Raw genomic sequence first — 22313 nt, 5'->3', positions numbered from 1 at the left:
TGCACAGGTGTGACGGGAAGACAATGAGGCCATGGGACGCGGCAAGCTCCGGATCTATCTCGGTGCGGCACCGGGAGTCGGCAAGACCTACGCGATGCTGTCCGAGGCGCACCGCCGTGTGGAGCGGGGCACCGACTGCGTCGTCGCATTCGTCGAGCACCACGACCGTCCGCGCACCGAGGTGATGCTGCACGGCCTGGAGCAGGTGGCGCGCCGGGAGCTGGCACACCGGGGGGCCGTCTTCACCGAGATGGACGTCGACGCGGTGCTGCGCCGTGCCCCCGCGGTCGCCCTCGTCGACGAACTCGCCCACACCAACGTCCCCGGCTCCCGCAACGCCAAGCGCTGGCAGGACGTGGAGGAACTGCTCGCCGCCGGCATCGACGTCGTCTCCACCGTCAACATCCAGCACCTGGAGTCACTCGGTGACGTCGTCGAGTCGATCACCGGCGTGCGGCAGCGGGAGACGGTGCCCGACGAGGTCGTACGCCGGGCCGACCAGATCGAACTGGTCGACATGTCGCCGGAGGCACTGCGCCGCCGCATGGCGCACGGCAACATCTACCAGCCGGACAAGGTCGACGCCGCCCTGTCCAACTACTTCCGGCCCGGCAACCTCACCGCGCTGCGTGAGCTGGCCCTGCTGTGGGTGGCCGACCGGGTCGACGAGTACCTGCAGCAGTACCGCAGCGAACACCGGGTGTCGAAGATCTGGGGCTCGCGCGAGCGCATCGTGGTGGGCCTGACCGGCGGACCGGAGGGACGCACCCTCATCCGCCGCGCGGCCCGGCTGGCCGAGAAGGGCGCCGGCGGCGAGGTCATGGCCGTCTACATCGCCCGCAGCGACGGGCTCACCGGTGCCTCACCGAAGGAGCTGACCGTCCAGCGCACCCTCGTGGAGGACCTGGGCGGCACCTTCCACCACGTCGTCGGCGACGACATACCGGCCGCCCTGCTCGACTTCGCGCGCGGCGTCAACGCCACCCAGATCGTGCTGGGCTCCTCGCGCCGCAAGACCTGGCAGTACGTCTTCGGGCCCGGCGTCGGCGCCACGGTGGCCCGCGAGTCCGGCCCCGACCTCGACGTGCACATCGTCACCCACGGCCAGATCGCCAAGGGGCGCGGACTGCCCGTGGCCCGGGGCGCGCGGCTCGGGCGGGCCCGGATCGCCTGGGGCTGGGTGGTGGCGCTCGCCGGTCCGGTGGTCCTCGCCGTGCTGCTCAACGGCGTCGACCTCGGCCTGGCCAACGACATGCTGCTGTTCCTCACCCTGACCGTGGCGGCGGCCCTGCTGGGCGGACTCCTGCCGGCGCTCGCGTCGGCGGCCGTCGGATCGTTCCTGCTGAACTACTACTACACACCGCCCCTGCACCGGCTGACCATCGCCGACCCCAAGAACATCGTCGCCATCGCGATCTTCGTCGGAGTCGCCGTCTCCGTGGCCTCCGTGGTCGACCTGGCGGCCCGCCGCACCCACCAGGCCGCCCGGCTGCGCGCCGAGGCGGAGATACTGTCCTTCCTCGCGGGCAGCGTCCTGCGCGGCGAGACCAGCCTGGAGGCCCTGCTGGAGCGCGTCCGCGAGACCTTCGGCATGGAATCGGTGGCACTCCTCGAACGGCAGAGCGACGTGGACCCGTGGACCTGCGCCGGCCGGGTCGGCACCGGGCGTCCGTCGCAGCGCCCGGAGGACGCGGACGTGGACATGCCCGTCGGCGACCACATGGCGCTGGCGCTGACCGGACGCGTCCTGCCCGCCTCCGACCGCCGGGTGCTGGCCGCCTTCGCCGCCCAGGCCGCCGTCGTCCTGGACCGCCGCCGCCTCCAGGAGGAGGCCGACCGGGCGCGTGCCCTGGCCGAGGGCAACCGCATCCGCACCGCGCTGCTCGCCGCCGTCAGCCACGACCTGCGCACCCCCCTCGCCGGCATCAAGGCCGCCGTCTCCTCGCTGCGCTCCGAGGACGTCGAGTGGTCCGAGGAGGACCGCGCCGAACTGCTGGAGGGCATCGAGGAGGGCTCCGACCGGCTGGACCACCTCGTCGGCAACCTGCTGGACATGTCCCGCCTGCAGACCGGCACCGTCACGCCGCTGATCCGCGAGATCGACCTCGACGAGGTCGTGCCGATGGCGCTGGGCGGGGTGCCCGAGGACAGCGTGCACCTCGACGTGCCCGAGAGCCTGCCGATGGTCGCCGTGGACGCCGGCCTGCTGGAGCGCGCGATGGCCAACATCGTCGAGAACGCCGTGAAGTACAGCCCGGCCCGCGAAGTCGTCCTGGTGTCGGCCAGCGCCATCGCCGACCGCGTCGAGGTCCGCGTCGTCGACCGCGGCCCCGGGGTGCCGGACGAGGCCAAGGGCCGCATCTTCGAACCCTTCCAGCGCTACGGCGACGCCCCGCGCGGCGCGGGCGTCGGTCTCGGCCTCGCGGTGGCTCGCGGCTTCGCGGAGGCGATGGGCGGCACTCTCGGTGCCGAGGACACGCCCGGCGGCGGCCTCACGATGGTGCTCAGCCTCCGCGCGGCCGCACGGGCAGGGGAACCGCCCGCGCCGGCCGGGGAGACGGGCGGAGCGGCCGAGGAGACGGCCGGAGCGGCCGAGGAGCGGTCCGCGCCGGCCGGGAAGGCGGCCGGAGCGGCCGAGGAGCAGGCCGGGCCCCGCAGACCGAGCCCCGTACCCCCAGAAAGGCAGGTTTCATGACCAGGGTGCTGGTGGTCGACGACGAGCCGCAGATCGTGCGCGCCCTCGTGATCAACCTCAAGGCACGCAAGTACGAGGTCGACGCCGCGTCCGACGGCCGCAGCGCCCTCGACCTCGCCGCCTCCCGCCACCCCGACGTCGTCGTCCTCGATCTCGGCCTGCCCGACATGGACGGTGTCGAGGTCATCAGGGGCCTGCGCGGCTGGACGCGGGTGCCGATCCTGGTGCTGTCCGCCCGGCACTCCTCCGACGAGAAGGTCGAGGCCCTGGACGCGGGCGCCGACGACTACGTCACCAAGCCCTTCGGCATGGACGAGCTGCTGGCCCGGCTGCGCGCCGCCGTCCGCCGCGCCGAGCCCGTCGGCGGCGGCGAGGACGGCCTGACGACGGTGGAGACCGCGCAGTTCACCGTCGACCTCGCCGCGAGGAAGGTCAACCGGGGCGGCAAGGACGTACGGCTGACCCCGACCGAGTGGCACCTGCTGGAGGTGCTGGTGCGCAACACCGGCCGCCTGGTCAGCCAGAAGCAGCTGCTCCAGGAGGTGTGGGGGCCCTCGTACGGCACGGAGACGAACTACCTGCGCGTCTACATGGCACAGCTGCGCCGCAAGCTGGAGGCCGACCCGTCGCACCCCGAGCACTTCGTCACCGAGCCGGGGATGGGCTACCGCTTCGAGAAGTGAGAACGGCTGGGGTGAGGAAGGCCGGGGTGAGCGCGGTTACGGTCCTGCCGCCCCACCCCGGTACCCTTCAGACATGAGTGCTGTTCCTCGCCCCGAGAAGCCGACGGGCCGGTTCCGGCGCATGCTCGACCGGCTCTCCTCCTCGCAGGAGGACCTGGAGTCGGAGGAGCTGCGCGAGGACACCGAGACCGCGGGGTGCACCCGGATCGGTGACTGCCACGACCGGCAGATCGTCACCGTTACTGGTACCTTGCGCACGGTCACCCTGCGTCCGCGCGCCGGGGTCCCGGCCCTGGAGGCGGAGCTGTTCGACGGCTCCGCGGCCCTGGACGTGGTGTGGCTCGGCAGGCGTTCCATCGTGGGTATAGAACCGGGGCGCAAGCTGATCGCATCGGGCCGGATCTCCATGAGCCGGGGCCGCCGGGTGCTGTTCAACCCCAAGTACGAACTGCGACCCCTCGGACGGGAGTAGCCCGTGACGTCACTCGACAAGCCGACCGAAGAGACGACCGCCGACGACGGGGCCAGGGCGGTGACGGAGGCCGCGCTTTTCGAGGCGTTCGGCGGAGTCCGGGGCATGGTCGAGACCGTGCTCCCCGGCCTGCTCTTCGTCAGCATCTTCACGGTCAACAAGGACCTGCACTGGTCGGCGATCGCCGCTCTGGCGGTCTCCGTGGTGCTGGTCGCGGTCCGGCTGGTGATGCGGGACACCGTCAAGCACGCCTTCAGCGGCGTCTTCGGCGTCGCCTTCGGCGTGGTCTTCGCGATGATGACCGGCAACGCCAAGGACTTCTACCTGCCGGGCATGCTCTACACCCTGGGCCTGAGCCTGGCCTACATCGTCACGGCGCTCGCCGGGGTCCCGCTGATCGGCCTCATCCTCGGCCCGGTCTTCAAGGAGAATCTCTCCTGGCGCACCCGCAACCCGGGCCGCAAGAAGGCGTACACCAAGGCCAGCTGGGCCTGGGGCCTGATCCTGCTCGCCAAGTGCGCGATCCTCTTCCCCCTGTACTGGTGGGCGAACACCGCGCAGCTCGGCTGGGTCCTGGTCGCCCTGAAGATCCCGCCCTTCCTGCTGGCGGTCTACCTCACCTGGGTGTTCCTGGCCAAGGCGCCCGCGCCCATCGACGTGTTCGCGGAGATGGAGGCGGAGGAGAAGGCCGAGGAGGAGCGGAAGGCCGCCCTGGCGGCCGAGCGTGGCGACGCCCCCGACGGCACCCCCTCGGCCGGCCCGGCGGCCGGCCGTCACCGCCGCGAGGCGTAGCCGGCCCCCGCACACGGCGACGAGGGGCACCCGGAGATCTCCGGGCGCCCCTCGTCGCCGTGTGCGGGGCGGCTGACCGCGGCGGGCTCAGCCCTCCGCGTCCTCCCGCCGCACCGACAGCAGGTCCTCCAACTGCTCCTCGCGGGCCTGCGCGGCCACGAACAGCAGTTCGTCGCCCGCCTCCAGCGAGTCCTCCTGCGACGGGGTGAGCACCCGGGCGCCGCGGATGATCGTGACCAGGGACGTGTCCTCGGGCCACTGCACGTCACCGACCTGCGTGCCGGCCAGCGCCGACTCCTCCGGCAGGGTCAGCTCGACCAGGTTGGCGTCGCCGTGGCTGAAGCGCAGCAGGCGCACCAGGTCGCCGACGCTCACCGCCTCCTCGACCAGCGCCGACATCAGCCGCGGCGTGGACACCGCGACGTCCACGCCCCACGCCTCGTTGAACAGCCACTCGTTCTTCGGGTTGTTCACCCGGGCCACGACGCGCGGCACGCCGTACTCCGTCTTCGCCAGCAGCGAGACGACCAGGTTCACCTTGTCGTCACCCGTCGCGGCGATCACCACGTTGCAGCGCTGCAGCGCCGCCTCGTCCAGGGACGTGATCTCGCAGGCGTCGGCGAGCAGCCACTCGGCCTGCGGGACGCGCTCGACCGAGATGGCGGTCGGCGCCTTGTCGACGAGAAGGACCTCGTGGCCGTTCTCCAGCAGCTCGCCCGCGATCGAGCGACCGACCGCGCCGGCACCGGCAATGGCGACCCTCATCAGTGACCGCTCTCCTCTTCGGGGCCCTCGGCGAACGCCGCCTCGACCTTGTCCACGTCGTCCGTCCGCATCATCACGTGCACGAGGTCGCCCTCCTGGAGCACGGTCTGCGAGGTGGGCAGCATCGCCTCACCGAGGCGGGTCAGGAACGCCACCCGGACGCCGGTCTCCTCCTGGAGCCTGCTGATCTTGTGGCCGACCCACTTCGGCGACGCGTGCACCTCGGCGAGCTGGACCCCGCCGGTGGGGTCGCGCCACAGCGGTTCCGCTCCGGAGGGCAGCAGCCGGCGCAGCATCTGGTCGGCCGTCCAGCGGACCGTGGCCACCGTCGGGATGCCCAGCCGCTGGTAGACCTCGGCGCGGCGCGGGTCGTAGATACGGGCCGCGACGTTCTGCACACCGAACATCTCACGGGCCACCCGCGCAGCGATGATGTTCGAGTTGTCGCCGCTGGAGACGGCCGCGAAGGCCCCGGCCTCCTCGATGCCCGCCTCGCGCAGGGTGTCCTGGTCGAAGCCGATCCCGGTGACCCGGCGGCCGCCGAACCCGGGCCCCAGCCGACGGAAGGCGGTGGGGTCCTGGTCGATCACGGCGACCGTGTGCCCCTGTTGCTCCAGGGTCTGGGCGAGAGCGGAGCCCACTCTCCCGCAGCCCATGATGACGATGTGCACGACCGTCCTTCCGGTGTCAACAGCTACTGCTCAGCCCCATCAGGGTCTCAGACAGAGGGACAAGCTACACATGCGCGGCCGGAGGCGGGCACCCCCCCTGCCGCATACCGGACGGACGGCCGGACCGAACGCCTCGGAGCCGCGAACAGACTGCGCGCCCGGCTCGCGACGCCTGGCGCCCCTTTCGTTCGCGGCTCTTATTCCACTTCCGAGGGCCCGCGCCGAGTGATGCTGCGCACGCTGCACACGGTCAGGAATCCGAGGCCGAGCAGCGTCACGGCGGCGCCGATCAGCTCCGCGGTCGGGGGCATGGGACCTCCGGGGTTCGGCGACGGGCGGGGAACGGGCGCGGAACAGACGGGGGAGCGGGCGGGGAAGCGGCCGAGTCCAGACATCTAGGCACAGCCACGCGCCCACCTGCGGAATCCGTGGCGCCGGCCGCCCCCGATTTCACTCGTGAGGCAGATCTCGGGTGGCAGGTGGGCGAGCCCCAGTTCGAAGCCCTACGATCCTCTGTTGTGTCCAAACTGACCGACGTGCCCAAACGCATTCTGATCGGGCGCGCACTGCGCAGCGACCGGCTGGGGGAGACCCTTCTGCCGAAGCGCATCGCACTCCCCGTCTTCGCCTCCGACCCGCTGTCCTCCGTGGCGTACGCACCCGGCGAGGTGCTGCTGGTCCTGTCCATCGCGGGCGTGTCGGCCTACCACTTCAGCCCCTGGATCGCGGTCGCGGTCGTCGTGCTGATGTTCACGGTCGTCGCCTCGTACCGGCAGAACGTGCACGCCTACCCGAGCGGCGGCGGCGACTACGAGGTGGCCACGACCAACCTCGGCGCCAAGGCGGGGCTGACGGTGGCCAGCGCACTGCTCGTCGACTACGTCATGACCGTCGCCGTCTCGATCTCCTCCGGCATCGAGAACCTCGGCTCCGCGATCCCGTTCGTCGTCGAGCACAAGGTGCTCTGCGCGGTCGTGGTGATCGTGCTCCTGACCCTGATGAACCTGCGCGGCGTGAAGGAGTCGGGCACGCTGTTCGCGATCCCGACGTACGTCTTCGTCGCCGGCGTCTTCATCATGATCCTCTGGGGGGCGTTCCGCGGGCTGGCCCTCGGGGACACCATGCGGGCACCCACGGCCGACTACCACATCAAGGCCGAGCACCAGGGCCTCGCGGGCTTCGCGCTCGTCTTCCTGCTGCTGCGCGCCTTCTCCTCCGGCTGTGCCGCCCTCACCGGCGTCGAGGCGATCTCCAACGGCGTCCCGGCCTTCCGCAAGCCCAAGTCGAAGAACGCGGCCACCACCCTGGCGGCGATGGGCCTGCTGGCCGTGACCATGTTCTGCGGCATCATCGGCCTCGCCATGACGACCAAGGTCCACATGGCCGAGAACCCGGCCACCGACCTCCTGCACAACGGCAGCCCGCTCGGCTCCGGCTACGTGCAGAACCCGGTGATCTCCCAGGTCGCCGAGGCCGTCTTCGGCAAGGGCAGCTTCCTGTTCGTGGTCCTGGCCGCCGCCACCGCCCTGGTCCTCTTCCTCGCGGCCAACACGGCGTACAACGGCTTCCCGCTCCTCGGCTCGATCCTCGCCCAGGACCGCTACCTGCCCCGCCAGCTGCACACCCGCGGCGACCGCCTCGCCTTCTCCAACGGCATCGTCCTGCTCGCGGGCGCGGCGACCCTGCTGGTCGTCGTCTACGGCGCCGACTCCACCCGGCTGATCCAGCTGTACATCGTCGGTGTGTTCGTCTCCTTCACGCTCAGCCAGATCGGCATGGTGCGGCACTGGAACCGCCACCTGGCCACCGAACGGGACGCGGCCAAGCGGCGCCACATGATCCGCTCGCGCGCCATCAACGCCTTCGGCGCGTTCCTCACCGGCCTGGTGCTGGTCGTCGTCCTGCTCACCAAGTTCACGCACGGCGCGTGGGTCGCCCTGCTCGGCATGTGCATCTTCTTCGCGACGATGACGGCGATCCGCAAGCACTACGACCGGGTCGCCGAGGAGATCGCCGCACCCGAGGAACCGGCCGACGACCTCGTCCGCCCCTCCCGGATCCACTCCGTGGTCCTCATCTCCAAGATCCACCGGCCCACCCTGCGCGCCCTGGCCTACGCCAAGCTGATGCGCTCGGACAGCCTGGAGGCACTCACCGTCAACGTCGACCCGGCGGAGACGAAGGTGCTGCGGGAGGAGTGGGAGCGGCGCGGCATCGACGTACCGCTGAAGGTGCTGGACTCGCCGTACCGCGAGGTGACCCGCCCGGTCATCGAGTACGTCAAGAGCCTGCGCAAGGAGTCCCCGCGCGACGCGGTCTCGGTGATCATCCCCGAGTACGTCGTCGGCCACTGGTACGAGCACCTGCTGCACAACCAGAGCGCGCTGCGCCTGAAGGGCCGGCTGCTGTTCACGCCGGGCGTCATGGTCACCTCGGTGCCCTACCAGCTCGCCTCCTCCGAGGCGGCGAAGCTGCGGGCCCGCAGGCGCCAGGAGTGGAGCGCGCCCGGCGCGGTGCGGCGCGGACCGGCGCAGGTGCGCAAGGAGCCGAAGGAGCCGTCGGCGCCCCAGGCCTGAGCCCCGGCTCCGTGGCCTGGTGGTGAACGGCCGGACGACACCCACGTAGACTGGTGGGCTGTTGTCCGGCCGTTCCCGCTTTCCCGATCTGGAGTCACCCACCATGCAGGCAGAACCCAAGAACGCCCAGGTGGGACCGGAACCGGCGGACCGGCCGAAGTCGCTGGTGGGCGAGGAGTACGAGGTCGAGATCGGCCCGGTCGCCCACGGCGGACACTGCATCGCCCGCACCGCCGAGGGCCAGGTCCTCTTCGTGCGCCATGCGCTGCCCGGCGAGCGGGTCGTCGCCCGGGTGACGGAGGGCGAGGAGGGCGCCCGCTTCCTGCGCGCGGACGCGGTACGGATCCTGGAGGCGTCCAAGGACCGCATCGAGGCCCCCTGCCCCTACGCCGGCCCCGGCCGCTGCGGCGGCTGCGACTGGCAGCACGCCAAGCCCGGCGCCCAGCGCCGCCTCAAGGGCGAGGTCGTCGCCGAGCAGCTGGAGCGGCTCGCGGGCCTCACGCCCGAGGAGGCCGGCTGGGACGGCACAGTGATGCCCGCCGAGGGCGACAAGCTGCCCGCGGGCGAGGTGCCGCAGTGGCGCACCCGCGTCCAGTACGCCGTCGACGCCGAGGGCCACGCGGGTCTGCGCCGGCACCGCTCGCACGAGGTCGAGCGCATCGACCACTGCATGATCGCGGCACAGGGCGTCAGCGAACTGGGCATCGAGCGGCGCGACTGGACGGGCATGGAGTCGGTCGAGGCGATCGCGGCGACCGGCTCCCAGGACCGCCAGGTCGTCCTGACCCCGCGCCCGGGCGCCCGCCTCCCGCTGGTCGAACTGGACAAGCCGGTCTCCGTCCTGCGGGTCGACGAGAAGACCGGCGGCGTCCACCGCGTCCACGGCCGCCCCTTCGTCCGCGAACGCGCCGACGGCCGCACCCACCGGGTCGGCGGCTCCGGCTTCTGGCAGGTCCACCCCAAGGCGGCCGACACCCTGGTCACCGCCGTCATGCAGGGCCTGCTCCCGCGCAAGGGCGAGATGGCCCTCGACCTGTACTGCGGCGTCGGCCTCTTCGCCGGAGCCCTCGCCGACCGCCTCGGCGACCAGGGCGCCGTGCTCGGCATCGAGTCCGGCAAGCGCGCCGTCGAGGACGCCCGCCACAACCTCGCCGGCTTCCCCCGCGTCCGCATCGAACAGGGCAAGGTCGAAGCCGTCCTCCCGCGCACCGGCATCACCGAGGTCGACCTCATCGTCCTCGACCCGCCCCGCGCGGGCGCCGGCCGCAAGACGGTCGCCCACCTCTCCTCCCTGGGCGCCCGCCGCATCGCCTACGTCGCCTGCGACCCGGCCGCACTCGCCCGCGACCTGGGGTACTTCCGGGAGGGCGGCTACCGGGTGCGGACGCTTCGGGTGTTCGATCTGTTTCCGATGACGCATCATGTGGAGTGCGTGGCGATTCTGGAGCCGGTGAAGAAGGACGCCTGACCTGGGGTTTTGCGGGTGCGCGGTATGTGCCGTGTGGGCGTTACGGGCGATATCTTGACGCTGAGATGACGCTCGTGACGCTCGTTCTGATGAGGCGTCAGTCGATTGTCGGGGAGGGCCGGTCCGCGGCGCGCACCGATGAACAGACGCGCTGTGGTGAAGGTGACGGAGCACGGCGAGCGAGGCTCGTCGGCTCCGTTTCGCTCTTGTGCGCTTGATGAGGAAGCGTTGCCGACCATTGCCTGAGAAGGCAGTGCCTATCGCCTCGACGCGCGGCTAATATCCAGCTCTCAGGTACCGGCATGCGTCCGGCCTCTGGCCTGCTACACGTCTGAAGGAGATCGGAAGCCCGGTGAGCAGTGCTCGTTCTGGTGGGCGGGTGCTGGCTGCCCACCCCGGTGACCCCAAGCGCGTCGGCCCCTATCGGATCATCGGACGCCTCGGCTCAGGGGGCATGGGCACGGTGTTCGCCGGCCTCGACGCCGCCGGGCTACGGGTCGCGGTCAAGGTGGTTCACCCTGCTCAGGCGGACGACGCGGAGTTCCGGGCGCGCTTCCGCCGAGAAGTGCAGCTCTCCGCTCGTGTCCAGGGCCCGTGCCTCATACCCCTGATCGCTGCTGACGCCGAAGCACCGTCACCGTGGCTGGCCACTGCCTATGCCCCGGGGCTCACTCTCGATCGGTACATCGCCGCGCACGGGCCGCTGGCCAGTGGAACCCTCTACGCCTTTGCTGCGGGCACAGCCCAGGCCCTCGCGGCCATTCACGCGGCGGGTGTCGTCCACCGGGACGTCAAGCCGCAGAACGTCATCCTGACCCCGGTCGGTCCCCGAGTCCTGGACTTCGGCATCGCCCATGCCGCCGACGGCACATCCGTGACGCGCACCGGCATTCTGACCGGAACCCCAGGATGGATCAGCCCTGAGCACTACCGCACCGGTACGACGGGTCCCGAGGGCGACATGTTTGTCTGGGGCGCCCTCATAGCCTTCGCAGCCACCGGTCGCGTGCCCTTCGGCGGGGGAGCCCCCGACGCGGTCGCCTACCGGGTCATGTCCGAGAATCCTGATCTGCGTGGCCTTCCCGGCGAACTCCACGCCGTCGTGAGCAGCGCTCTCGCCAAGGAGCCGGGGGACCGAGTCACTGCGTGGGACGCCGCCGAGACATGCGTCGCCCTCCTCGCAGCACAGGCCACACAGGTCGCGCCGCCCGGTGTGGAACCGACACTGGTGGGCGATCTCGTCGCTGCCCAGTGGGCCGTCCCCACTCTGGACGACCCGAACTGGAGACGTCCTGCCCGTTCCAGCAGACGACTCGTCGGCATCGCGGCGGTGGTGGGCACTGTCATAGGCAGCCTGGCGGGTGGAGCGCTGGCCCTGCAGCCCGACAAGACGGAGACGGCTTCGACGAGTTCCCGCCCTCCCGCCAGCGCATCCCCCAGCAAGACCGCCACCATGCCGGCTTCCGCTTCACCCGCAGCAAGCTCCCAGGCTGTGGTGGAAGCCGCGTCATCCCCTACTCCTGCGAACGCGGACGAGGCGACGATCGCCACGTGGCGTGCGACTCGTCGAGCCAAGGGGGAGGCGGAGATCGAGACCGAGGCCGCACTCGGACACGACCTCAGCTACGGCATGGGCGAGGAGTACAACTACAGCGGTCAGTACGACGTGGGCTACGCCCCGGCCCGGAGAGAGCTCTACATATCCATCAGCGGTCCGGCCATGGAGTCACGCGTCGTGCAGGGAGTGGCCAAGAACGCCTGCCTCACCTTGCGCATGATGGCGGGCATCTACAAGTCCCTTCCGTACGACGAGTACGTCCTGGTCGACAACACCACGTCCACGGCGCCGGCGATCGTGTGGGAGGACGACTTCCGCGCCAACACCGGCTGCATCACGCAGACCATCGACCGCACTGCCGCCGACCCCGGGCAGGAGCCGAGCTGGCACCCCACCGAAGAAGGACTGGCCGCGGCCCAGATCCCCAGCATCGACAAGCGTGAAATCAGGGTGGCCACCGAGGCGGTCCATCAGCTCTTTGTCGACTGGAACGCCAACTCCCGGCTATTCGAGGACCCCCGCTACCTCAGCGACGAGAACACCAGCATCGGCTTCGCTCCGCATGAAGGCGTGATGTACGTGTGGGCCACGAAGCCTGAGTGGGACCAGAGCACGCGAGAGGAGTGGGCAGAGGCCGCCGCGGGCGTGGCCTGCCAGACAGTTCTCGCGGAATCTCGCGCGGGGCAGGGATGGGGCTACGCACAGTACGCTGTGGCGGTCCTTGACGGCGCTGGAGATACCGAGTTCCTTCGCTGGGGCACGGCCGGCAGCTGCACAAGCTGACCTCCCCTCGGCCCTCCATGGTTGCGTCCGGTCGAGGCCAGCCGAACGCAGGACCTTGGGCCTGCCAGCCCAGCGAGTGCACCCCGCTGGGCTGGCATTGAGGTTTGGTGAGGTTCCAACTGGGGCCTTAGACCGTGTCCTATGTGGTGAGGCGGACGAGTCGCTTGTAGCAGCAGATGGCTGAGGCGAGGCCGAGAAAGGCCAGGTAGTTGCGGGGGTAGCGTTCGTAGCGGTGGTTGAGCCGGCGGTAGCCCGTCAGCCAGGACATCGTGCGCTCGATCACCCACCTGCGTCGCCCGAGCCGTTCACTGGACTCCACGCCCTTGCGTGCGATGCGGACTCCTATACGCCTTCCGCGGAGCCATCTCCGCAGCTCAGGTATGTCGTAGGCCTTGTCGGCATGCAGACGCTGGGGTTTGAAGTGACGTCCGCGATGGGGGTCGTGTCTCGTTTGGTGACCGAGCACCATGGGCTTCAGTGCCTGGCTGTCGTGGGTGTTGGCGGCCGAGAGGCCGACGAGGAGGGGCAGTCCGTTCGCGTCCGACAGGACGTGCATCTTGGAACCCGCTTTGCCGCGGTCCACGGGGCTCGGACCTGTGAGTTCGCCCCCTTTTTCGCCCGGACGTGGGCGGAGTCGAGAACGGCACAGGACAGGTCCAGCAGGCCGGCGTCGTCGAGGCGGTGCAGGATCTCCTCGTGCAGTCGGCCCCACACCCCGGCCCGCGACCAGATCAGGAATCGGCGATGAGCGGTGGACTTCGAGACCCCGAAGCAGGGCGGCAGGGCCCGCCAGGCACAACCGCTGACCAGGACGTAGATGATCGCGGCGAACAGAGTCTCATCAGGTGTGTCCGGCGTTCCGCCGCCCTGCGGCCGCACCCGAGAGGGCGGGATCAGCGGCTTCGCGATCTCCCACAGCCCGTCCGGAACAATCCAACTCCACGTACCCCGCCCCATGACGACCTCAACGACCGCCTCACCACATAGGACACGGTCTAAACGCCTTTGGCGTGTCGCGCAGCTTCGCTGCCGAGTGCTTAGAAGGCACTTGATGGGTGAGGGAGTGGGATGGCTCTGACCTGCACGGACGCTCCGTGTGGCCCAAGGGCGACGAAAATTTCGACTGTTTTCGGGACGACGGCAAGGGGGCCCTAGAGGCGATCGCGTCCGGCCTCAGCTGCCCGCTGTGCTGGGATGCTCGGGGATTGTGCGGGGCTATCTGGGTGTTGCTCGGCATCTTGTTGTGCCGGTCCCGCAGTGCCAGCGGAGGGCCGCCGTGAAGTCTCCAATAGACGCGTCAGAATCGAATGCAACTTGGCGGATGGCTGCGTACTCGGAAAATTTGTAGATCAGACGGGACACGGTTGAATCGGTAGTCGCGCGAGTATCATGTTCTTATGAGTCGCTGTACAGCCCCAGTTCGGGGTCATCAGACCGCTAGCGGACGTGCGGCGTGCCCTGCGTGTAGCAGTGGCGGCTACGGGTACTCGTCGCCGCGGTCCTACTACTCGCCGCCGGCCTACACTCCGCGGAGCGGTGGCGGGGGTGGTGCGATCAGTAGCAGCAGCTCCGGTAGCAGGAAAACGCGGGCTCCGTGGTCACCAAGCACCTCCTCCGTGATTTACACGCCTGGCGAGGTAAAGGATCTGGCCCCTGTACGCGATGCCGCCGTGTTGCGCGCGCATCAACAGCCTGACCTTCGCGATGTTTTCCTCTGCCACGCGTGGGATGATCGGCGTGGTGCTGCCACGGATCTGTGCAACCTGCTGGAAGCGGAGGGTGTGTCAGTCTGGTTCAGTGAGAAGGACATCGCGCTCGGCCTACCCTTTATGCGAGAAATCGACAAAGGGTTGGCGAGGTCGCGTACGGGTCTCGTCCTTGTGACCCCTGCGCTACTGACGCGACTGCAGCGTGGTGGCGTCTCCGACAAGGAACTATCGGAGCTTCTTGCGCGTAACGTACTGCTCCCTGTCATGCATGAGACGACCTACGGCGAACTCCGGAACGTCAGCCCTCTACTTGCATCCCGAAACGGGTTGGACACGGCTGAGGATTCTATGGCAGTAGTTGCCATGAAGATCGCAGAGTTGGTGGCCGTTGAGGACGACCAGATGCCGGCGACCTAACTGATTGTTTCAGAGTGGGTTGAGCTGAGGGTCTCATGTTTGACGCCCTTGGCTGGCAGGGTGTCCAAGGGCCTGCGGATCTTGTTCCTGACGAGCTGTAGGACGGGCGACCAGCTGCTGTCGCCCGCCTCCGAAGGGTGCCATCGCCACCGGGAGTCGGCTGCGCGTTCCCGGAAACAGCACTAGCGTTTCGTCCCCGTCACCAGCCGCGTACGGGACGGGGAGCTCAGCGTGTCGACCCGTGCCTCCACCACCGCGAGCCGGCGCGCCGCCTCCGTGTGGAACATCCGGCGCTGTCGCCGCTGGTAGCGGTACGCGCACTCCATGGTCGTCCAGGACAGCCCGAAGCCCACGGCTCCGGCGGCCACGGGGGCTGCGTGCAGCCGCGCCCAGTCCCAGCCTTCGAGTCCGCCTCCGAGGGGGAGGGTCCAGGCGAGCGTGAGGGCGACGGTGAGCGCCAGCCAGAGGACGTACCCGCTGAATACCCAGGGCTGCGCCTCGCGCAGCCACAGCAACCGTCCGCGTTCCGCCGCCCGTCCCTGAGCCGCCACCGCTTCCGCAAGTTCTCCGAGCGCGAACCGTGCCTGGTCCCGCTGCTCTCGCCGGATCGGCGCGTTCCACCCTTGCGTACGCACGTCGAGGCGGGTGATCTCCCGCCGTACCACCGCCACCGGAGCCGCCGCGGGCATCGCCTCCGGCCACCGCACCCACCGTTCGCGGTCCTTTTTGAGGGAGCGCACGAAGCGGGCTGCCATCGGGCCGACAGCGATGCACGTGCCCAGCATCAGTACGACGGCGAAGCCGGGACTCCGCCCCCACGCTTGGATCACGACGACCGCCGCGAACAACAGGAGGAAGACCGGCACCGGATAGGTCGCCCGGAGGTAGTTCTCCTGTGTGGCGTCCTGCAGGTCACGTTCCCACGCCTGGACGGGGCGGCGCACGGGGCCGCAGGACAGCAGCACGGCGCCCAGGACGAGGCCCATCAGCCCGAGGGACGCGAGGGCCAGCAGCAGGGCGGCCGGATCGTCGCCCGGTTCCGGGGTCGGCCCTCCGGCCGTCGCGGCCCACGGTACGAGGACGCAGAGCGCGGCGGCGAGGAGGCCGGTGGCCCAGCCGAGCAGCCGGCCGGGCCGTCGTGGCGGTCGTTCTTCGGAGGGGATCGGCACCCACTCCGGTGCTACCAGGGTCTCCAGCGTGGCGACCAACTCCTCTACGGCTTCGTCCCAGCCGTCCGCAGTGATGCGATGTGCCTGTCGCAGGGATAGATCGCGGATCGACGCGGGAAGTAGCTCGGGTGACGGCGGCTCCGCGGCGTCGAGGAGCAGGGGGATCACGGTCTTCCCGGCGGCGAGCGCCAGCTCGATCTCGTGCCGCACCCAGTCGCCCGCGCGGTCGAGGCATCGCTGGCCGGACGGGTCCCGTGCTTCCAGCCAGTCCTCTGGGATGGTGACGAGCAGAACCTCGCATTCGTGCACGCGGCGTCTGAGGTCGTCCGGGTAGCGGTTGCCCGGCAGCATCGACGACGTGTCGAGGAAGACCTGAGCGTCGCCGAAGTGGCGGCCGAGCCGTTCACGCAGTCGGTGCACCGCAGGTGTGGCGCGTGGGCTTCTGCGGTAGTTGATGAAGACGCCTCCCACGGCGGTGTCGCCCCTTCTCGTTCGTTCCTACTGCCAGGGTGGTAATGGGGGATTGCTCCGAAGAACTCCGGACCTCGAAGGAGAACGTCCATGCAACCGTGCCCGTTCTGTTCCATCGCGGTCGGCCGTGGACCGGCACGAATGATCTTTGAGGACAACCATGCCGTGGCGTTCTTCCCGATGGTCCCGGCGACCCTCGGCCACACACTTGTGGTACCCCGGACTCATGCGCCGGATCTCTGGGCCATGGCGTCGACGGAGGCAGAACGACTGCTCGCGACCGCACTCTGCGTCGGAGCCGCCTTGCGCGACCATCTCGCCCCCGAGGGCATGAACGTCATCCATTCCGCCGGATCCGCCGCCACTCAGACCGTGTTCCATGCCCATGTCCATCTCGTTCCACGGTGGCGGGGTGACGCCATGGGGCCTCTCTGGCCGGGAGACGGAGAAGGTGTGCGGCACGCGGCCGTGCTCGACGGACTGGCCGATGAGATGGCCGCCTTGCTGCGCCCGCCCGGGCCTCCGAGGACCTGATTCAGCGGGCCACAAGGACGACCACAAAATGGGCGATCAGCAGGGCGCCGTAGAACAGCACCAGTGTCTGGGAGAAGGCGGCCTTTGCCAGCGTCACCCTCGACAGGTACGGTCCGACGTTCATCGACAGCATCTCCACGGTGCTGTCGGGGGTCCGGGCGGCTTCGTACAGGGCCCGGAATAGCCGTTCTTGGCGCAGGAAGTACGAGTCGAGGAACCAGAAGCCCAACAGGGGGACAATTCCGCTCAGTGCGATCTGCCAACTGAGCCGGCCTGCCGAGAGTGCCAGGGTGGCGGCGGTGAGAGTCATCACCCAACCCTTGAGCAGAAACGAGTTGTTACCCAACCTGGTGACGATGGCCTGGATGAATTCCAGGTGTTTGATCCGGTCGGCGCTCAACGGAGTGCCGCTGGTGGTGGTCCTGACGTTCGCTTCGTCGCTGCTGATGCTCACCGACGCGGTCCCCCTCCTTCGGGCATGTCCACGGCGAGAGACTACCGTGGGGTCGGTGCTGCCGACCCCGTCTCGCCGATGGGGACCGGGCTTGGCTCCCCGCCTGCTCCCGCGTCCTGCGTAAGGCCCTGACCGCGTGCTCTGAGCCGGACGAGCTCGACGGCACTGAGGGTCACGGTGATAAGGAGACCCGCGAGCGCGAACGGGTCCTTGAGGTTGTCGGGCGTGGCGATGATCTTGCCGGAGAACCGGTCCATGACGATTGCACCCACTGTCACGAACGGTGCTGCGAGGGCGGGAAGGGTGGGGTGGGCGTTTGCTGCGTTGAAGATCGTGCCCGCGACGCTGAGAGGAGCGAAGAGGAGGAAGACCGCTGCGGGAAGCAGGACAAGGATCCCGGTGACGAGGCTTACGAATGCGTTGCCGTATTCCCCGATCGAGTTCATCGACCAGGCCACCACACCGGTTGTCGCGCTCGCCAGCGCTAGGACGGAGAGCGGGCCAGGAGTCGTGAACTCGTGGCCGTTGATGAGGAAGAGGCGAACCAGTCGGGGGCGGCGTCTGTCAGGCGGGACGGCAAGGACGTACACGCCTGCCAGGACAACGAGGACGATGCTCGTGACGATCGCCATCAGCCCGTACTTGACGATGACGGCGTCTACCCACCCGAAGAACCCGTCAGTGGCGAGCCCGTAGCGATACGCCAGGGTCAGCACGACGGCGGCGGTGACGATCGTGCGCGCGAGCGTGAACAGAGAAAAGGATGTCCGGAGAAACAGGGCCACGACGGTGAGGCCCACGAGCACCCACGTGCCCACGATCTGAATCAGCCAGAGCACCAAGGCCCCTAACATGCTGAGCATGGAGCACCCTCCTGCGAGTCGATTGCTTCGGCGACCGTATCGGAGTTGTCAGGCCGACGACCTGCTCTACCAGGGTCATGCGTGGGCACTGGGTGCGTAGCAGTGCGTTCGCGATCCTGGACGCCACTTTGCTGCCGATCGGCCGGATCGCTGCTGACACCACGCACTGCTCGGTCAGGCGCATAGCGTCACGACATGGACATCCAGCTCGTCGCCGACTCGTTTGGCCGCCTGCTATAGGCTCCACTCGCGCCGCCTGCCTCCACGCACGACCTGACCGCCGCCCGCACACCGAGAATCGGGTTGCGCCTCTTGGCGGACTTCTCCTCGTGTACTTCGGGCCGGTGGTTGCGCGGTAGCGTCCCCGTGCGAGACCGATCTCGGAAGGGGCGAACACCAGATGGTGCGCGGGAACAGCGTTGGTGGGGATAAGCAGATGGGATTGATCCTGGACTTCGCTGGGGTGCTCACCGCTAGCCCGATCGAGGTCCACCGGGCCTGGTGCGTGTCCGAGGGACTGGAGCCGGGGGCGTGGCGTGCCACCCTCAACGATCATCCCGAAGGCCGGCGGCTGTACGCGGCGCTGGAGATCGGGGAGATCGGGCAGGCCGAGTGGAACGAGGGCACAGCGGCGCTGCTGGGAGAGCACGTGGACCCCGTGAACCTGATGGGACGGGCTTGGGCCAATGTTCCTCCGGCGCGTCGGATGATCGCGCTCGGCCGTGCCGCGCGGGCCGCCGGCCACCGGCTCGCGCTGTTGTCGAACAGCTTCGGGCTCGATCCGTTCAACCCGTACGAGCACGTGGGTATCTGGGACCTCTTCGACGTGCACGTCGTGTCCGAGCTGGAGGGGCTGGCGAAGCCGGACCCGGCTATCTACCGGCTCGCGCTGGAGAGGATCGGGTTGCCTGCCGAGCGGTGCGTGTTCGTGGACGATCACGAGGTGAACCTGCCGCCGGCTGCCGAGCTGGGCATCACGACCGTTCACGTCACCGACGAGGACAGGGCCGTGGCGGAGCTGGAGGCTCTTCTCGGCGTCACAGCTGTGCTCACGGTCTGAGCGTCAACTGCCGCCTGGCCGAAGGCTGTCCGCCGCCCCATTTCTGTGAGTACTGTCCGTGTGGGGCCCATCACGCGGAGGTTCTGGAGCATGCAGTGGTCGGAGTACACCACTTCTGAGCGCTTGAAGGCGCTGCGCGGTGCCATGACGCAGGAGCAGTTAGCGGAGGCGGCCGGTGTGTCCGTCGGCGTCGTCCGCAAGCTCGAACGTGGCGGGTCGGCTTCCCTGCCGTCGCTGCTGTCGATCGCCGACGCGCTCGGTACGGACATCGCCGTGCTCCTCGGGCAGCAGGCGCCGCGCCGCTCCATGGACCGCGACGAGAGGGCCGCGCTGCGCCTGGTCTCCGCAGCGACCCACGACGCTGCCATCGGTATCCCCGCCGATGTCGAGCCGGGCAGCGTCGAGGAACTTCGAGCGGTCGTGCGTCGGGCGGACGCCGCCTACTGGGAGGGGCGGTACACCGAGCTCGGCACCCTCCTCGGGCGGCTCCTTCCAGAAGCCCGCGCCAGGTTCGACGCCGCCGGTCTCGATGAACGGGAGGCCGCTGCCGGCGTCCTGATCGACACCTTCCAGACCGCGGGCATGGCCGCCAACGTGCTCGGCTCGCGAGACCTGGCGTACGCGGCGTTGACGTACGGACGGCAGATCGCCGTCCAGGGCGGGGACGAACTGCGCGACGCCCATCTCGCTGCCACGACCGCATGGGTCAACCTCCGCGATGGCCGTACCAAGCAGGGCTTCCTCCTCGCAGCGGCCCAGGCCGACCGGATCGAGCCCAAGATGAGCGAGCACGACCCGGACCGGCTCAGCGTCTATGGCCAGCTCGTCACGAACGCCGCCGTCGCCGCCTCCCGGCGCGGGGCCAGCGCGGACCACGCCCGCGAGTACCTCTCCCAGGCACACGCCGTCGCTGCCCGCATCGGAGACGAACACGCCCGTGGCTCGCACGCCCAGCCGTACGGGCCGATGTACGCCGCCACGCAGGCGATGAGCATCGCGGTGGCCCTCGGCGACACAGGTGGCGCTCTACGCCTCATGGACACCGTCCGCCTGGACGCCAGCGTGCCGCTGGCCACCCGAGCCCGCTTCGGCCTGGACGTCGCTCTCACCCAGGTGGAATGCCGACGGTGGGAGACCGCCGCCGACACCCTCCAAACGGTGTGTGAGATGGCTCCCGGCTGGGTGCGCCACCAGATGCTTCCCGGCGTCATCATCAGCAGGCTCGCCGGCGTGTCCGTCAACCGGCTGCGCGGGCTCGCCAACTCCGCAGGCGTCCCGCTCGGGGTGCGCTGAGGGACGGGTCGCAGTACCACGGTCCGTAGTAGCTCCGCGGGTTCCACCAGCGTGATTGCTACGGGCCGTGCCAGCCCCACGGCGGAGTCCGCATCCGCTGCCACGGGACGTGGCAGCCGAGCCCGGTACGAGGTTCCTCCGCTGCGACGGGCCATGCCTGGGCCCGAGCATCGCAGGCCAGCAGCCTGGAGGCATGCCGAACAACCCGCCCGGCGGTCTCGGGCACGTGCCCGTTGCCGTCTACTCCTGCGCCCCGTCCTCCACCGCTCTCAGCGAGAGCGAGGAGCGTGGCCGCTACTACGCCGACGCCCGGCACTGGCACGTCGCCGGGGCCTGGTCCGACTCCGACCCGGCGCTGCCGCTCGCTGAGCGGCCGGGATGGCAGGCGGTCACGGCCGCCCTGTCCGCCGGGATGATCCGGGGCGTCGTCGTCAGCGCGGCGGCCCATGTCGCCTCCGACGCGGCTCAGTTCGCGGCCCTCAGCGTGCTTCTCCGCGATCGGGGAGGGTTCCTCGCGGACGCGTCGAGCGGCACCCCGGCCCGCCGTACGCCGGCTCAGGCCCGACGCCGCGGCCTCGCGGACGCGGCGTCGGGCTGGTTCACCCAGACCGAAGCACCCGAGGAGGGCACCTCGTGACCGCCCGGCGCGCATGGGTCGGCGACCTCGTCAGGGACGGAAACGGACGGCGGGCGATCGTCACCGACGTCCGTGCCGGCGGCACCGTGTGGGTGCTGCGGCCGCCGACCGGGGGCGGGCCCTACTGGGAGACCGACGACCCCGACAGCCTCAAGGTCCTCGCTCCCTCCGGCGGCGAGGACAACCGGTGAGTTTCCGCGCTCACCGTCCCGTCCCTCACTCCCTTCCGTGCACCACGCCTGAAAGGCGACGCCCTGTGTACGCGTTCGGTCTCTGCATCGACCAGCAGTACCTCGTACCCGGCCTCGCCGCGATCGCGGGCCTGGCCGACGGCCTCACCCCCGTCGCCCGCCGCAACGCAGCGGTACGGGTGCTCACCCTCGACCTCACCCCGGCGCAGGCCCTGCTCCTCTCCGACTTCGCCAAGCGGACCGGCTTCGGCTCCTTCGACCTCCGCCGCTGCGCCCCGCTGCGCGCCTCGCGCATGGCGGACGCCTTGTACATCACCGTCACCACCTACCTGCGGTTCGAGTTCACGCCGGACTTCGTCCGCCGGCCCTACCTGATCTACGTGGACGCGGACGTGCTCGTACGCGGAGACATCACCAATCCGCTCGACTCCCTCGTGGAGGACGAGGTCGGTGCTGTACGCGACGAGTTCAACCCGGCCGTAGGGGAGTGCCCGGCGCTGCCTGGGGCCGCCGAACGCTGGCCCCACCTGCGCGGCCGTCCCTACTTCAACGCTGGCGTTCTCTGGACCCGCACCGGCCACATGCCCGACGTCCGCAAGGGCGTCGAGCACGCGCTCATCCACGGCCGCCGTCACATCCTCCACAACGACCAGGACGCCCTGAACCTGTGGCTCCTGCACTCCGGCCGTGTGCGGCCGGCCGCCGCCGGGCTCAACAGGTTCGAGACCGGTCGGTTCCTGGAGCGGGGCAACTGGGTGCGGCGGGTCGTCACCCGGTCGCTCAGGCCGGACCCGGCCGCGGCCCTCGTGCACTTCGTCGGCCCCGAGAAGCCCTGGCAGGCCGACTGTCCCGTCACCGAGGACGTGGCCGAGTACCGGCGGCACCTGGCGGTCGCCCTTCGGCACGTCCGCCGCCTGGGTGCCTTCGGGGCAGAACCGGCGGGTGCGTGGTGAGCACGACGAACGTACCCGCGGCCGTCGCGCGGGCCGCCTTCGGTCTCGTGGGGGTTCCGGTTCGTGCCGCACACCGCCTGTCGGCGCGGTCGAGGACGG

At 69.8% G+C, this 22313-nt stretch carries 20 protein-coding genes; 14 read left to right on the top strand and 6 right to left on the bottom strand.

The genetic code is table 11. The features are described from left to right. Positions 1-31: 31 nt before the first annotated feature. The 4 genes from AC6I72_RS07765 (at position 32) to AC6I72_RS07750 (ending at position 4642) form a co-directional block, all read left to right on the top strand. Entirely contained in the window at positions 32-2695 is a 2664-nt protein-coding gene (locus tag AC6I72_RS07765) for a DUF4118 domain-containing protein (RefSeq protein ID WP_498000132.1), read from the top strand. Then, positions 2692-3378: a response regulator gene (locus AC6I72_RS07760; RefSeq protein WP_498000131.1), complete on the top strand. Its 687-nt coding sequence runs from the start codon at positions 2692-2694 to the stop codon at positions 3376-3378. The genes AC6I72_RS07765 and AC6I72_RS07760 overlap by 4 nt, the downstream gene beginning before the upstream one ends. Before the next feature lie 73 nt (positions 3379-3451). After that, positions 3452-3850: an OB-fold nucleic acid binding domain-containing protein gene (locus tag AC6I72_RS07755; RefSeq protein WP_078884073.1), complete on the top strand. Its 399-nt coding sequence runs from the start codon at positions 3452-3454 to the stop codon at positions 3848-3850. Positions 3851-3853: 3 nt separating this feature from the next. Next, positions 3854-4642: a DUF3159 domain-containing protein gene (locus AC6I72_RS07750; protein ID WP_498000130.1), complete on the top strand. Its 789-nt coding sequence runs from the start codon at positions 3854-3856 to the stop codon at positions 4640-4642. 87 nt (positions 4643-4729) lie between these two features. Here AC6I72_RS07750 and AC6I72_RS07745 read toward each other — a convergent pair whose 3' ends face one another. Both AC6I72_RS07745 and AC6I72_RS07740 read right to left on the bottom strand, forming a co-directional pair. Further along, entirely contained in the window at positions 4730-5407 is a 678-nt protein-coding gene (locus AC6I72_RS07745) for a potassium channel family protein (RefSeq protein ID WP_037857437.1), read from the bottom strand. Further along, entirely contained in the window at positions 5407-6078 is a 672-nt protein-coding gene (locus AC6I72_RS07740; RefSeq protein ID WP_037857436.1) for a potassium channel family protein, read from the bottom strand. The genes AC6I72_RS07745 and AC6I72_RS07740 overlap by 1 nt, the downstream gene beginning before the upstream one ends. Before the next feature lie 518 nt (positions 6079-6596). Between AC6I72_RS07740 and AC6I72_RS07735 the strand changes: the two genes are divergently transcribed. From AC6I72_RS07735 to AC6I72_RS07725, 3 genes are all read left to right on the top strand, one after another. Beyond that, positions 6597-8654: an APC family permease gene (locus tag AC6I72_RS07735; protein WP_498000129.1), complete on the top strand. Its 2058-nt coding sequence runs from the start codon at positions 6597-6599 to the stop codon at positions 8652-8654. Positions 8655-8757: 103 nt separating this feature from the next. Beyond that, positions 8758-10122, top strand: a complete 1365-nt coding sequence (locus AC6I72_RS07730) for a class I SAM-dependent RNA methyltransferase (protein WP_498000128.1) — start codon at positions 8758-8760, stop codon at positions 10120-10122. Positions 10123-10474: 352 nt separating this feature from the next. Next, entirely contained in the window at positions 10475-12463 is a 1989-nt protein-coding gene (locus AC6I72_RS07725; RefSeq protein ID WP_498000127.1) for a serine/threonine-protein kinase, read from the top strand. Positions 12464-12602: 139 nt separating this feature from the next. On the opposite strand, the gene AC6I72_RS07720 is transcribed toward AC6I72_RS07725, so the two are convergent. After that, a protein-coding gene (locus AC6I72_RS07720) for an IS5 family transposase (RefSeq protein ID WP_498000126.1) occupies positions 12603-13420 on the bottom strand; the annotation gives its coding sequence in 2 pieces (ribosomal slippage) (positions 12603-13078 and positions 13078-13420; 819 coding nt in all). A gap of 659 nt (positions 13421-14079) precedes the next feature. On the opposite strand from AC6I72_RS07720, the gene AC6I72_RS07715 reads away from it, so the two are divergent. Beyond that, positions 14080-14589, top strand: coding sequence for a toll/interleukin-1 receptor domain-containing protein (locus tag AC6I72_RS07715; RefSeq protein ID WP_498000125.1), 510 nt, complete (start codon positions 14080-14082; stop codon positions 14587-14589). Between the two features lie 182 nt (positions 14590-14771). On the opposite strand, the gene AC6I72_RS07710 is transcribed toward AC6I72_RS07715, so the two are convergent. Further along, positions 14772-16229, bottom strand: coding sequence for a toll/interleukin-1 receptor domain-containing protein (locus AC6I72_RS07710; protein ID WP_498000124.1), 1458 nt, complete (start codon positions 16227-16229; stop codon positions 14772-14774). A gap of 141 nt (positions 16230-16370) precedes the next feature. Here AC6I72_RS07710 and AC6I72_RS07705 point away from each other — a divergent pair, with 141 nt between their 5' ends. After that, entirely contained in the window at positions 16371-16763 is a 393-nt protein-coding gene (locus AC6I72_RS07705) for an HIT family protein (RefSeq protein ID WP_498000123.1), read from the top strand. A gap of 1 nt (position 16764) precedes the next feature. On the opposite strand, the gene AC6I72_RS07700 is transcribed toward AC6I72_RS07705, so the two are convergent. Together AC6I72_RS07700 and AC6I72_RS07695 are read right to left on the bottom strand one after the other, a co-directional pair. Beyond that, complete coding sequence (locus tag AC6I72_RS07700; RefSeq protein WP_365326926.1) at positions 16765-17217, bottom strand: hypothetical protein; 453 nt, start codon at positions 17215-17217, stop codon at positions 16765-16767. Between the two features lie 41 nt (positions 17218-17258). Beyond that, on the bottom strand, positions 17259-18080 hold the full coding sequence (locus AC6I72_RS07695) for a hypothetical protein (RefSeq protein ID WP_498000122.1): 822 nt from the start codon (positions 18078-18080) through the stop codon (positions 17259-17261). A 436-nt stretch (positions 18081-18516) separates the two neighbouring features. Here AC6I72_RS07695 and AC6I72_RS07690 point away from each other — a divergent pair, with 436 nt between their 5' ends. The 5 genes from AC6I72_RS07690 (at position 18517) to AC6I72_RS07670 (ending at position 22214) form a co-directional block, all read left to right on the top strand. Then, positions 18517-19140: an HAD-IA family hydrolase gene (locus AC6I72_RS07690; protein ID WP_365326929.1), complete on the top strand. Its 624-nt coding sequence runs from the start codon at positions 18517-18519 to the stop codon at positions 19138-19140. Positions 19141-19230: 90 nt separating this feature from the next. After that, on the top strand, positions 19231-20433 hold the full coding sequence (locus tag AC6I72_RS07685; RefSeq protein ID WP_498000121.1) for a helix-turn-helix domain-containing protein: 1203 nt from the start codon (positions 19231-19233) through the stop codon (positions 20431-20433). 193 nt (positions 20434-20626) lie between these two features. Further along, positions 20627-21070 (top strand): hypothetical protein, encoded by a 444-nt coding sequence (locus AC6I72_RS07680; RefSeq protein ID WP_498000120.1) that lies wholly within the window; start codon positions 20627-20629, stop codon positions 21068-21070. Then, on the top strand, positions 21067-21261 hold the full coding sequence (locus AC6I72_RS07675; protein WP_365326935.1) for a hypothetical protein: 195 nt from the start codon (positions 21067-21069) through the stop codon (positions 21259-21261). The genes AC6I72_RS07680 and AC6I72_RS07675 overlap by 4 nt, the downstream gene beginning before the upstream one ends. A gap of 65 nt (positions 21262-21326) precedes the next feature. Beyond that, entirely contained in the window at positions 21327-22214 is an 888-nt protein-coding gene (locus tag AC6I72_RS07670; protein ID WP_498000119.1) for a glycosyltransferase family 8 protein, read from the top strand. The last annotated feature ends 99 nt before the right edge of the window (positions 22215-22313 follow it).

This window comes from Streptomyces sp. Xyl84, from assembly GCF_059731885.1.
This window is presented reverse-complemented; position numbering and strand designations above follow the sequence as displayed.

Coding starts and splice junctions, on each gene's coding strand:
- AC6I72_RS07745 (WP_037857437.1), bottom strand. CDS start 5,407: ATGAGGGTCGCCATTGCCGGTGCCGGCGCGGTCGGTCGCTCGATCGCG.
- AC6I72_RS07730 (WP_498000128.1), top strand. CDS start 8,758: ATGCAGGCAGAACCCAAGAACGCCCAGGTGGGACCGGAACCGGCGGAC.
- AC6I72_RS07685 (WP_498000121.1), top strand. CDS start 19,231: ATGCAGTGGTCGGAGTACACCACTTCTGAGCGCTTGAAGGCGCTGCGC.
- AC6I72_RS07680 (WP_498000120.1), top strand. CDS start 20,627: ATGCCGAACAACCCGCCCGGCGGTCTCGGGCACGTGCCCGTTGCCGTC.
- AC6I72_RS07690 (WP_365326929.1), top strand. CDS start 18,517: ATGGGATTGATCCTGGACTTCGCTGGGGTGCTCACCGCTAGCCCGATC.
- AC6I72_RS07755 (WP_078884073.1), top strand. CDS start 3,452: ATGAGTGCTGTTCCTCGCCCCGAGAAGCCGACGGGCCGGTTCCGGCGC.
- AC6I72_RS07705 (WP_498000123.1), top strand. CDS start 16,371: ATGATCTTTGAGGACAACCATGCCGTGGCGTTCTTCCCGATGGTCCCG.
- AC6I72_RS07760 (WP_498000131.1), top strand. CDS start 2,692: ATGACCAGGGTGCTGGTGGTCGACGACGAGCCGCAGATCGTGCGCGCC.
- AC6I72_RS07695 (WP_498000122.1), bottom strand. CDS start 18,080: ATGCTCAGCATGTTAGGGGCCTTGGTGCTCTGGCTGATTCAGATCGTG.
- AC6I72_RS07765 (WP_498000132.1), top strand. CDS start 32: ATGGGACGCGGCAAGCTCCGGATCTATCTCGGTGCGGCACCGGGAGTC.